Source organism: Weissella ceti, from assembly GCF_018394055.1.
Taxonomy (GTDB): Bacteria; Bacillota; Bacilli; order Lactobacillales; family Lactobacillaceae; genus Weissella; species Weissella ceti.
Window position 1 is genome coordinate 43,186 of record NZ_CP074441.1, and the last position, 12,754, is coordinate 55,939.

Annotated in this window: 6 protein-coding genes; 4 read left to right on the forward strand and 2 right to left on the reverse strand. The window is 41.2% G+C overall.

Annotated features, from left to right (window positions below; translation table 11 throughout):
* Nucleotides 1-43: 43 nt before the first annotated feature.
* Nucleotides 44-1,105, forward strand: a complete 1,062-nt coding sequence (rsgA, locus tag KHQ31_RS00265) for a ribosome small subunit-dependent GTPase A (RefSeq protein WP_213409052.1) — start codon at nt 44-46, stop codon at nt 1,103-1,105.
* Between the two features lie 129 nt (nt 1,106-1,234).
* Here rsgA and KHQ31_RS00270 read toward each other — a convergent pair whose 3' ends face one another.
* The gene (locus tag KHQ31_RS00270; RefSeq protein WP_213409053.1) at nt 1,235-2,257 is read right to left on the reverse strand and encodes a hypothetical protein; all 1,023 of its coding nucleotides are present in this window, start codon (nt 2,255-2,257) and stop codon (nt 1,235-1,237) included.
* A 295-nt stretch (nt 2,258-2,552) separates the two neighbouring features.
* Here KHQ31_RS00270 and KHQ31_RS00275 point away from each other — a divergent pair, with 295 nt between their 5' ends.
* From KHQ31_RS00275 to adhP, 3 genes are all read left to right on the forward strand, one after another.
* Nucleotides 2,553-6,086 carry a PD-(D/E)XK nuclease family protein gene (locus KHQ31_RS00275; protein WP_213409054.1) on the forward strand — a complete coding sequence of 1,178 codons (3,534 nt, stop codon included), beginning with the start codon at nt 2,553-2,555 and terminating at the stop codon, nt 6,084-6,086.
* Nucleotides 6,083-9,889 carry a helicase-exonuclease AddAB subunit AddA gene (gene addA / locus KHQ31_RS00280; RefSeq protein ID WP_213409055.1) on the forward strand — a complete coding sequence of 1,269 codons (3,807 nt, stop codon included), beginning with the start codon at nt 6,083-6,085 and terminating at the stop codon, nt 9,887-9,889. Before KHQ31_RS00275 ends, addA begins: the two co-directional genes overlap by 4 nt.
* Before the next feature lie 149 nt (nt 9,890-10,038).
* Nucleotides 10,039-11,085, forward strand: a complete 1,047-nt coding sequence (adhP, locus tag KHQ31_RS00285) for an alcohol dehydrogenase AdhP (RefSeq protein WP_213409056.1) — start codon at nt 10,039-10,041, stop codon at nt 11,083-11,085.
* A 142-nt stretch (nt 11,086-11,227) separates the two neighbouring features.
* On the opposite strand, the gene zwf is transcribed toward adhP, so the two are convergent.
* A complete protein-coding gene (zwf, locus tag KHQ31_RS00290) occupies nt 11,228-12,694 on the reverse strand; it encodes a glucose-6-phosphate dehydrogenase (protein ID WP_213409057.1) in 1,467 nt (488 codons plus the stop codon).
* Between the last annotated feature and the right edge of the window lie 60 nt (nt 12,695-12,754).

A 12,754-nucleotide genomic window follows, 5' to 3' on the forward strand; every position in this document is an offset into this window, starting at 1 on the left:
TGGCCTCTCATAAGTTTGCATAGACTTTTGGAGGAATAATAAATTGACTACATCTACTTTAAAAAATATTGGATTTACAGCAGAAAATCAGGTTGATCTTGATGCGAAACAGATTATTGGGCGTGTTTCATCACAGGCACAGAACTTGTACCGAGTTTTGACAGAAAATGGTGAAACGTATGCCAAAGTCTCTGGGAAATTTGCATATCAGGTGACACAACTAAGTGAATATCCGGCCGTAGGCGACTTCGTCGTGTTAGATGCAATGACTGATAACACTGACCAAGCCGTTATTCATAAAGTTCTGCCACGTAAAAGTCGCTTAGCACGTGAAAGTGCCGGGGATTCGTCAGAAGAACAATTGATTGCGACGAATATTGATAAGATTTTCATCTGTATGTCTTTGAATGAAGACTATAATTTACGACGATTAGAACGCTATCTAGCAATTGCTTGGAACAGTGGTTCAATGCCGTATATCATCTTAACCAAGACCGACCTGTGTGCCGACTTAGATGATAAGTTAGCTGAAATAGCAGAAGTTGCGATTGGTGTTTCCGTTATTTGTACAACCAATGCAGCTGAAAATGGCTATGCAGAGATTGAAAAACATCTTGAATCAGGTAAAACGTCAGTCTTTGTTGGATCATCCGGTGTTGGGAAGTCGACATTAATCAATCATTTTAAGACTGGTGGTGAAATTACCACAGATCGATTACGCAATGATGATAAAGGCCGACATACAACAACTCAACGTGACTTGTATGTCTTACCACATTATCGCGGTATGGTTATTGATACACCGGGGATGCGTGAACTTGGTATTGGTGCAGCAGATATCTCTCAGGTATTCGAAGATATTGATGACTTGGCTAACATGTGTAAATTTAATGATTGTACCCACACGTCTGAGCCTAAATGTGCCGTAAAAAAGGCGATTAAAAATGGAACGTTATCAGAGAAACGATTAGATAGTTATCAAAAGCTACAATTAGAATCTGAATACGATGGCATGAATGCCAAAATGATTGAACAAACCAAGCTTAATCGCATGCTAGGTGGGAAGAAGTCTGTTCAGAAAATGTTGAAGGAACATAAATACTAAATGATTAGTGTGTGATGTTTCGAAAAACAGAAAAGCCGTAAACACAGTTTTAATACTATGTTTACGGCTTTTTTATTTACTTAATTTTGGATATACCTGTAGTGATTACGCTCAATTGGGCTTACGTTTTTAGTATGAAAGCAAGTTATCTAATAACATGCGATATTCATCCGAAACAAACATTGCATAGTACAGTAACGCATCTACATCATCATCAGTGATGGAGAAGTCGAATAATTCTTTCACGTCCCCATAAACATTATCCATGAATGTATCTGAATCGACGTCTTTTTGTTTTTCAAGATATGCTAGGAAGGCTGCCTGACTGTTTTCAACTTCTTCAGGCTCGACCAGAACTTTAATGAATTCAGTTAAATCATCCTCCGCAAACAATAACAGTTCTGAAAACGGCTCTGAATATTCTTCGTTCATTGATGCAATCATTAAGATACGTTTCGTTTGTTCATGTGTGATTTCAGGACTAACTATTGATAGAAAATCGCCATAGACATGAGGGACACGGATGGGGTCCTTGGCGGCAATTTTCTCAGCAAGGTAATCCGTAATCGTGTTGAGTGCTTGTTCAATGTCCTTGGTGGGTAAGAACGTGGCTAGTTCTTCTTCTAATGTTGGAGGTGCCATTTGCGTTTCAATTAGAGGTTCGATTAATGTTGCGTATTCATCCGAAATGAACGTAGCGAGATATAACATCACATCAATTTGATCGGATGAAATGGCATCGTTAAATAGTGTTGGTGTGAAGGCATAGATTTCAGATAGGAGCGAGTCAGTATCTAAATCTCTGTGTGTTTCGATGAAGGTTAAGAACTGGTCTTGAATATCTGCGGCATCATCATTAGGTGCGATGTCTGTTAAAAAGTCGCGTAAATCATCAGGCGATGTTAGATTTAGCAAACGAGCAAAAATATCATCGTAGCCATCTTCGACTAAAACCGATAGAATGTGTTGGCTATCAACTTCGTTTAAAGGCATGGCTAGAATTTCTGAAAATTTTTCTTGGATGTGCGTAAAGCGTAAGGCTGTGTCAGTCTCATTCAGGTAATCAAGGTGTCCCTTTAACTTGGTAATGGCATCTGGAATGTTTTCAACGGGGATGAATTCTGCCAGTGTTTGGGTAAGTGATTGACTCATATTAAAGACCTCTATTCATTAAAATGTGAACTTCTATACTCATTATACTGAATATGACGGGTTTATGATGCACTTGGTACTTTACATTGAAAGCAACTTTAGTATTGAAACAAAAGGGCATCATTTTTTGTACGTCAATCCAATTAATTTTATGACTAAAGTATGCGGTGAATACCCAAGGAAACTTTCGTATTTTGTTATACTAGTAAGTGGAATAATTGATACGGAAAACAGCTACATAATTATATGGGATAGAGTGTCATGAGTTGTCTTAAGAAAGGGCTAGGGTGGCAAAATGTTAAATTTGAAGTTCGGCACAGCTAGTGCTGATCATGAATATGCCTTGTTAGAGGACATGAAACAGTTACTGGAAGCTGATCCAGAAGCGCAATTATTTTATATTGTGCCTAACCACATCAAGTTTGAAAGTGAAATTAATGTCTTAACACGACTATCCAAAATGATGGGGCATGAAGGCCGTGCAATTGCAGTACCACGAGTACAAGTATTTTCATTGAGCCGTCTGGCCTGGTATTACATGCAAGATGATGCGTTGTATCAAAATGCGAATGTCTCAAAAGACGGTTTAGCTATGTTAGTGCAACGACTTTTACGTGACGCTAAAGATGAATTGGCACTGTATGGCAACATGTTGTCGAAGCCAGGATTTATCAGTCAATTTACAGACCAATTATTAGAAATTAAACAAGCCAACTTATCTTGGGATGAAGTGACCGCATTAAGTGAAGATGATCAGACACCTGAAACTTTGCAACGTAAGATGCATGATTTGAGCTTAATTGGGGAACGCTTAGAAGATTATCTACAAAAACAAGGACGCTATTTGAATTCAGACCTACTTCAAGCACTGAAGTTATTTTTGCGTACCGATAAAGTCGATCTATCAAAGCATCATTTCTTTATTAACCGTTATTCACAAATGACCAATGGAGAAGCCGGGGTCGTTGAGTCGTTGATTACGGAAGCAGCTAACGTTACTTTAGCTTTGCCATCAGATGCAGGATCAGCAAGCTTACGTGAAGCGCAAACAGATGAAAATGACTTGTTCTTTAAACCGAAGGTATTAGGGCGTCGCTTCCAATATGTGGCGCAAGATGCAGGGATTGAAACCAATGTTGTTGGGATTGATGCGCAACGTCAAATGAGTACAACTATGCATAGTGTAGAAGACTTCTGGATTCACTATGAACAAACAGGAGTACCGACTGAAGCTGGTATTGTGCAAAATGATGAACTACTGGTGTGGCAATCAAATACGGCCTACCAAGAAATTGAACAAATGGCGCGTCAAATTCGTCAAGAAGTCGCCACTGGCGACGCACGTTATCGTGACTATCTATTGATGGCTCGTGATTTGAACCCATACACGAACATGATTCCTGCGATTTTTAAGCGTATGGGTATTCCATACTTTATGGATGCGGATAAGCAAATGAACACGCATCCATTGGTTGCGTTTATTAAGCAACTATTGGGCTTGGAACGTCTAACGACACGGACAATCATGCAATTGTTGAAGAATGAATTGTTAGTACCAAGTGAGATTGAAATTACAGAATATCGTGAAGCATTAGCAATTACTGAAAACTATGTGTTAGCTAAGAACATTCAAGGATGGCAATGGACATCAGATGACGCATGGCAATATGACTGGAAAGCAGCCTCGGTTGATAATGAATCAGCTCAAGCAAAATTATCTTTCCGTAATCACCAATTGGCTTTGATTCATGAGCAAGTGAGCCAAGTCATCGTACCGTTCTTAGAAACAATGAAGAATGCGCAAAACACAGAGATGATGGTGCGTCACCTGTACCGTTTCTTAACCGAAAATGGGGTGAGTGATCGATTGTTAGGCTGGCGTGATGAAGCGATTGAACAAGGAGACTTGTTCCGTGGACAACAACCAGAACAAGTTTGGCAAACGTTGATGAACCTATTAGATGACTTTGTGGATATCTTTGGAAATGAAAAGATGTCGATCTCTGACTTACGTGAAACGTTAGTCGCCGGATTTGATAGTGCTACTTATACAGGTATTCCAGCTACGATGGACCAAGTGCGTATTACTGAAAGTGGAATCGTGCAAGGACAAAACTATAAGACAGCCATTATCTTTGGCGCCACTGCGCAACAATTGCCCGCAACAACACGCACGAAGGCAATTTTGAATGATGGTGATCGTGAAACATTACTACCGCTATTACCAGAATCCGCAAAATTACGTGATACCGCAGATAAACAGATGGCTGAAGAATCACTTTTGATGTATAACGCGATGATGAGTACAACTAATCGTCTAATTTGGTCATATCCAACTAGTGATGGTGATAGTGGATTAAGTGCTTCTAGCTACATAGTGCGTCTGCAAGCACACTATAAGAACCTTGCAGTAAAGGCATTTGCGGCCTTACCAGATCCAACGAGTGATGATGTGGCCCAATTCGTGGGCTCACCCGCAACAACATTGGCGCATGTGATTCGTATGGCACAAATGGCGCAATTGAATAAATTACCAGTAAGTGCGGCCTGGCAAAGTGTGCAACAACAAGTCTCTCAACTAGAACCGAAGATGACAATGAATTTGATGAAGAGTCTGTCATACCATAACCAGGTTTCAGCGCTATCTATGAATTTGGTGGACGCCATCTTTGGTCGTGATTTAAAGTTATCAGTCTCACGTCTACAAACGTATGCACGCAACCCATATGAATTCTTCTTATCATATGGACTGAAGCTGAAAGAACGCCAAGTCTTGCAACTGACACCCGCGGATAAGGGAACTTTCATTCACGCAGGTTTTGAGCACTTCTTTATGACATTGATTCAGCAGAATCAGGTGTTAGGCGAATTATCAGACGCTGAAATTAAAACGCGTGTTGCAGACTCAATGCATACAATCTTGAATGGGGATGATGCATCGCTAGAAATCTTTAAGAGTTCTGCGCAAATGACTTATTTGACGGAACAAATGATTAATCAAGTGGCGAATACGATTTTGAAGATGAAGCGTGGTCAACCAACAAACCATCGTGTACAAACAATTGGTGTTGAAACAACCTTTGGTTTGGGTGAAGATGGATTACCACCCGTTAAGTACACACTAGATAATGGTAATTTGACGCTACGTGGAAAGATTGACCGTATGGATATTATGAAGTCGGGTGATCAAGAATTCGTGACCGTGGTGGACTACAAATCAAGTGCACGTGACTTTAAGTTGAACAAGGTTATCGCAGGGCTTGAATTACAATTGATGACGTACTGGGCGGCACTGTCGCAAAATAGTGAGACACCAGTTGGTGGGGCACTATATTGGAATGCACAAGCACCTTGGATTAAAGCGACTGATTTATCAACGACTGACAATTGGGCTGAATTGGTGACTGCTAGTGAATCAGTTCAAACCACCAATGCCAAGTATGCTGGAGTATTAACGAAGGATGACGCCTATCTTGAAACGCTAGAACCACAAGAAGGGCAACCTAGTCTATATGGTTTCTCACGCACCAAAACGGGTGCCATTAGTAAGACTGGAAACAATACCTATGATGAAGATGAATTAGATATTTTGACGACGTTCAATGATTATCAAATTCGTCGTATTGGAAATGAAATTCTGACGGGAAACTTCGCCTTAACACCGTTTAAAGAAGGTAATGAATCAACCGGACTAACGAATAGTCCATACAAGCCAGTTATGATGTTTGATGCGGCGATTGGAAATCAATATAACGATATTAGTGCATTCCCAACGAAACGCGCTGATGCATTGCAATTCATGCAAGAAGAGATGGAGGAAGAAGAATGAATTTTACACCGACTCAATCAGCAGCGATTGAAACCAAAGGGAAGAATATTCTAGTTTCAGCCTCAGCCGGGTCTGGAAAGACGCGTGTTCTTGTTGAACGTGTGTTGCAACGCTTGTTAGCAGGCGAAAACATCAATGAATTCTTGATTGTTACCTTTACGGAAGCTGCTGCAGCCGAAATGAAGGAACGTTTGGAAAAGGAAATTCGTACAGCATTACAAGATGCACAAGACGACCAACGGCAACATTTATTGAAGCAATTGCGTTTGTTGAATGTTGCCAATATCTCAACGTTGCACGCGTTTGCTTTACGTTTGATTGAACAATATCACTACACCATTGATTTGGATCCACAATTCCGTTTGTTAGATGATGCAGAACGTACTTTGTTGATGCACAATGTGTATCAAAATTTGTTAGATGATGCGTATGAAAATGACGACGATGGTTCATTCAAAGCGTTGGTAACGCAATTTAAGTCTGCCAGCCAAGATGATGGGCCATTACGAAATGCCGTGTTTACGTTGTTTAACTTTGCGATGGCACGACCAGATACGTCTGAATGGTTAGGTGCGTTAGCAGACGCTTACCAACACGATAAGCCGTTTACCCAAACTGATTTCTACCAAACAGAAGTATTGCCACTCTTGAAGCAAGAGTTAACTGGATTAGCGACTGAAGCAGAACGGGCATTACGCCAAGCGCCAGATACTGGTGAAAGTGAAGCGGCGTTAAACCGTAAAGCTAACTTTGAAAATGATGCAGACTTCTTTGTAAGTGCCAATCAAATGCTGGCTAACCCAGATTTGTCATGGGATGACTTACGTCGCTTTATTCTCAATTCAGAACAACCAACTAAATGGGGTGCTGCCCGTCATGCGAAGGCTAAGGCAAGTCGTTTTGATAAGAAGGATCCTGTTGAGGTTGAGCTGCAAAATGAATGGAATGCGGTTAAAGTCGGCCGTGATTATCGTCTTGATCAACTAAGTAAATTACGTGCTAAGTACTTTGTGCTGGACGAGGCAGGACAAAAGGTCGCCTTGGCAGGGGCAGAAAAGACGCTGCGCGCCTTAGTCGACTTTACAGAAACTTTCCGTGCAGCCTTCTTGGATGAGAAATTGGCTCAAAAGACGGTTGATTTCAATGATTTGGAGCATTTTGCGCTCCAAATCGTGCAACAAGAAGCAGTGGCCACTGAATTACAAGGTCGTTATCGCGAAGTGATGGTCGATGAATACCAAGACACTAACCAACTGCAAGAAGCAATTCTAGGGCGCATTGCTGGGGATGATAATACTTTCCAAGTGGGAGACATTAAGCAATCAATCTATAAATTCCGACAAGCTGATCCATCATTATTTGGAAGTAAATTACATGACTATCCAATTGATGAACAAAGTGATGTCATTACATTGCAAGAAAACTTTCGTTCACATCCAAATGTGACGAAGTTTATTAATTATATTTTTGCGCAAGTAATGAGCGAGAACTTAGGGGATGTGGAGTACACAGGTAGCGCGGAATTGGTCGCTGGGGCAGATTACTATCCAGAGGAAGTAAGCAAGCATGCAGAATTATTGGTTTACTTAAGTGATGAAGGTGAAGGCGAAAATAAGTACTCAAGTACAATTGGTCAAATACGTCTAATGGCTTCTAAAATCAAGGAATTGATGACTGATCCAGCTACGCTAATCTTTGATCGTGAAGAAAAAGAATTACGTCGCCCAACTTATTCAGATATCACCATCTTGGTACCAACGAAGTTGCAAAACTTAGATGTCATTGATGTCTTCAATAAGCTAGATATTCCATTGGCCGTTGATGGGACCGAGAACTTCTTCCAAACAACAGAAATTTCAGTCATGTTGAGTTTATTGCGTGTGATTGATAATCCACATCAAGATATTCCGTTGGCAGCGGTATTGCGTTCACCAATGTACGACTTGAATGAAAATGATTTAGCCTTGATTCGTCTCCAAGACCGTCAAGGTGATTTCTATCAAGCGTTGGTTAAGTTCCACGAAAGTGAGATTGCTGATTTAGCGCAAGCGGATATGCCGGAAAAGGATATGGCGAATGCGAAAGCAACAGTTGCTCGCTTTATGGCGCACTTAGCCGAATTTAAAGTTTTGGCAACGCAAAATCAATTAGTTGATTTAGTTTGGCGTATATTTGATACAACTGGTTGGTTAGACTACATGGGTGGGTTGTCATCGGGGCCACAACGCCAAGCAAACTTGCATGCATTATATGAACGTGCAGCTAGCTTCCAACAATCTAACTTTGTTGGTTTGTATCAATTCGTCAGCTATATTACAGAGTTGCAAGAAAAAGAACGTGATCTAGGTGTCGCAGATGCGAATGTCACTGATAACAGTATTCGATTGATGACAATTCATCGTTCTAAGGGATTGGAATTCCCAATCGTCTTCTTGTTGAACAGTACACGTGATATGGTTTCAACGAATGAAGTTAAGGGTGATGTTTTAGTTGATGCATACGCTGGAGCAGGTGTGAATTATATTGATACTGAACATCAATTGGAATTACCAACGATTCAACGTGAAGTCGTTAAGACCGCGCGTCAAAAAGGCGCCTTTGCCGAACAATTACGTGTTCTGTATGTTGCCTTAACCCGTGCTGAACAAGAAGTGTTCTTGGTTGGTTCATATGACACGGCGAAACAAATGTTAGATAAATGGCAGTTAAGCCAACATGGTCAAGATTGGATGTTACCAGAATGGGTTCGTCTACAAGGAAAGTCATACATGGACTTAGCGGGTATGGCATTGCTTCGTCATCCAGACGTTGAGGCGCGAACACAAGTAACTGATGGCGAAGTGGACTTATTAGACATTAAGCCGCTAACTCCGAAGGGTGAGTTGGTAAAATCAGATGATGAGTCAGCCGAAAAATTCGAAGCCAACAAGATGCAATTCAAGATTGAAGCCAAGACTTTCCTTGAACTACAAGAAGTTGAAAAGGAACAATACGCACCAACGTTACAGGCAGAAGCAACGACTGAGTCGCCAGTAATGACGAGTGTAGATGTGACGAATTGGCGTCCGATTTTGGACTATGATTATAAGTTTGATTCTGCGACCCATGCAACGGCATATCAATCTGTGTCTGAAATTAAGCGTTTGTTCGAAGATCCTGATTTATCAGAAGGACGTGTTCTAGCTGATAAACGTTTGGATCCAGAAGAGCAAACAGGTTTGCGATTTGTGGATGCTGAACTCTCAAAGCCAAAGTTTATGCAAGAAGTTACGATACAACCAAGCGCGGCGGCAATTGGAACGGCAACTCACTTAGTCTTACAACGCTTGGATTTGTCACAAGGTGTACCGAATGAAGCCAGTGTCCAACGTCTGTTGGATAGTCTTGTCGCAACGGGATTGTTAGAAAAAGCCATTGCGCAAGAAGTGCGAGTTACGGATGTCGTGAAGTTCTTTACTGATTCTGAACTAGGGAAAATGATGCTTGCAAATCAAGCAACGTTACAACGTGAAGTGCCATTTTCACTTTTGCTAGATGGAAATATGTTATACAAGAATTTTGATGGCGATGATCGTGTATTAGTCCACGGAATTATTGACGGATACTTTAAGGTCGGTGACGAAGTTTGGATGTTTGACTACAAAACTGATCGCATTAATGGGCAAGAAGAAGGCGCTTTGTTGAAGAAACGTTATGCTGGCCAATTAAATATCTATGCTCAAGCATTGATTGCGATGGGGATGCCACAGCCAAAGGTGTTTATCTACGCATTGTCTGCCGGACAAGCAATTGAATTAGATTAACGAGAAAAATATTTATGAAGAAACAGCTCTATATAAGGAGCTGTTTTTTTTATTGTGTTAAATTGTGAGTTTTTTCACTTGAATGCGTTTATTATATTTGTTATGATTTAATTGTGAAAAAGTTAACAAGTTAATTGGAGGAGAAAATCATGAAGGCAGCTGTAGTACGACAAACGTTAGATGGATATGTTGATGTAATCGATAATTGGCAACCACGTCAATTGGCGTTTGGGGAAGCGTTAATTGATATGGAATATTGTGGACTTTGTCATACAGATTTGCATGTTGCCAATGGTGATTTTGGAAATCCAAACGAATTTAATCCACGCGAATTTAATCGAGTTGTCGGGCATGAAGGTGTTGGGATTGTTTCTAAGCTTGGAGAAGGAGCGTCTGACTACTTGAAGTTAGGTGATCGTGTCTCAGTTGCTTGGTTCTATGATGCTTGTGGAAACTGTGAATTCTGTAATACAGGAAATGAAACATTCTGTCGTAAAGTTCGCAACTCTGGTTACTCAATTGATGGTGGAATGGCACAACAGGCAGTTGTTAATGCGAAGTATGCAGTGAAGGTGCCAGATGGTTTGGATCCAATGGAAGCCTCTTCAATCACTTGTGCTGGTGTGACAATGTATAAGGCTTTGAAGGTTGGAGAAACGAAGCCAGGACAATGGGTCTCAGTTGTTGGAGCAGGTGGCTTGGGGAACCTTGCGGTGCAATATGCACACAATGTATTTGGTGCACGAGTTGTTGCAGTTGATGGTAATCCAGAGAAGTTAGAAGCAGCGCACCAAAATGGGGCCGAAATTTTGATTAACCGTAAGACAGAAGATGTACCAGCGGTGATTCAAGCTAAAACGGGTGGTGTTCACAATGCCCAAGTGACTGCCGTTAATGCGCAAGCGTTTAATCAAGCGGTAGAATCACTACGCCCAATGGGGAAGTTAGTTGCGGTTGCTTTGCCACAAGGTGACATGGATCTAAATATCGTTAAAACAGTATTGGATGGTATCTCAGTAACCGGTTCACTTGTTGGAACGCGTACTGATTTAGCCGAAGCATTCGAATTTGGTGCACAAAAGAAGGTTAAGCCAATTGTGCAACGTGCCGATATTCGTGATATCAATGATGTCATTGATGAAATGCATAATAACAACATTACAGGCCGTATGGTCTTTGATTTTACTAGTCTATAAACATGAGAAAGGCGCAATAGTATTAACTATTGCGCCTTTTGTGATTATTCAGTTTCAATCCAATATTGATGCTTTTGTGAGTAAAAGAAAATGCCTGGAAACCTAAGTTTCCAGGCATTCTTAATTTTGTTTTGACCTTAGATTATCCTTCGAAGATCCAAGATGCGTTATCCTTAGCCAACAATTCGTCAGCTGCGGCAGGTCCCATTGAACCTGAAACGTAGTTAGGGAAGTCTGCACGTGAGTTATCCCAAGCGTTTTGTACGGCGTCAACGAACTTCCATGCAACGGCAACACCGTTCCAGTCAGCGAAGTTTGATCCGTTTCCGTCCATTGCATCGTGAATCATACGTTCGTATGGTTCAGGAGTAATGGCCTTGTCTTCAGCAGATACTTGCCATTCTAGCTTAACTGGACGTAGTTCGAAGTTTTCAGAAACCTTCTTGGCGTTCATTGTGAATTCAACCTTACCAACTGGGTCGATAAGAATTGAAAGCACTGGGTTTACCAAGTTGTCACCAGCCATTCCGAAGATGTTGGCATCCTTCTTGAAGACAACGTCAACACGAGTTTGCTTAGCAGCAAGACGCTTTCCTGAACGGATGAAGAAAGGCACACCTTCCCAACGATCCATATCGAATTGCAACTTACCTGCAACGTATGTGTTGTTTTGTGAATCAGCAGGAACATCTGGTTCATCCAAGTAGCGACGTTGGCTACCATCAGCAGATTCACCATATTGTCCACGGACGAAGTTTTCAGCAACTTCTTCAGCTGAGTAAATCTTCAATGAATCGAATGCCGCGTTCTTAGCAGCACGGATTTCCTTGTCAGTGAAGTTTTCAGGCTTTTCCATGGCCAACCAACCAATGATTTGCATAGTGTGGTTTTGGATCATGTCGCGCAAAGCACCAGAAGTATCGTAGTAACCGGCACGTTCTTCAACACCCAACACTTCTGAAAGTGTTACTTGGATGTTGTCGATGTAATCCTTGTTCCAGGCGTTATCGATTAGGTTGTTACCAAAACGGATAGGTGCGATGTTTTGGACCATTTCCTTACCAAGGTAGTGGTCGATACGGTAGATTTGATCATCATCAAAGGCAGCTTCCAATTCAGCTTGTAGTTCTTCAGCTGTATCGTAAGAAACACCGAATGGCTTTTCAATCATCAAACGGTTAAATTCACCGTTTTCAGTCAATAGACCTTCTGACTTCAAGTACTTAGCAATAGTACCGAAGAAACGAGGGGCAACTGACATGTAGAAAATACGGTTACCCTTCAAGCTGTACTTGGCATCCAATTCATTGTTCAAGTCCAACATAGGCTTGTATGATGCTGGATCAGTGATGTCTTGGTTGACGTAGTAGAAGTGTGAGATAAATGCTTCAGCATTATCTTGATCTTCTACGAAACTAGCGATTGATTCACGAACCATTTGGCGGAATTCGTCGTTCGTTAGGTCTTGACGTGCAGCACCAACTACTGCGAAATGCTCTTGAAGGAAGCCCTTCTTGTAGAGGTTGTAGACTGAAGTGTAAAGCTTACGCTTTGCAAGGTCTCCAGTTCCACCGAAAAATGTCAATAATGTTGTGATTTCTTCAGGCACGATAACGACTCCTTTTTAGCAAAAAAATTAATGTTTCCCATAACCAACTCGTCCCATACT

Excerpts from the sequence above, each read along its gene's own strand:
- KHQ31_RS00275 (WP_213409054.1), top strand. The coding sequence starts at position 2,553 with ATGTTAAATTTGAAGTTCGGCACAGCTAGTGCTGATCATGAATATGCC.
- KHQ31_RS00270 (WP_213409053.1), bottom strand. The coding sequence starts at position 2,257 with ATGAGTCAATCACTTACCCAAACACTGGCAGAATTCATCCCCGTTGAA.
- addA (WP_213409055.1), top strand. The coding sequence starts at position 6,083 with ATGAATTTTACACCGACTCAATCAGCAGCGATTGAAACCAAAGGGAAG.
- adhP (WP_213409056.1), top strand. The coding sequence starts at position 10,039 with ATGAAGGCAGCTGTAGTACGACAAACGTTAGATGGATATGTTGATGTA.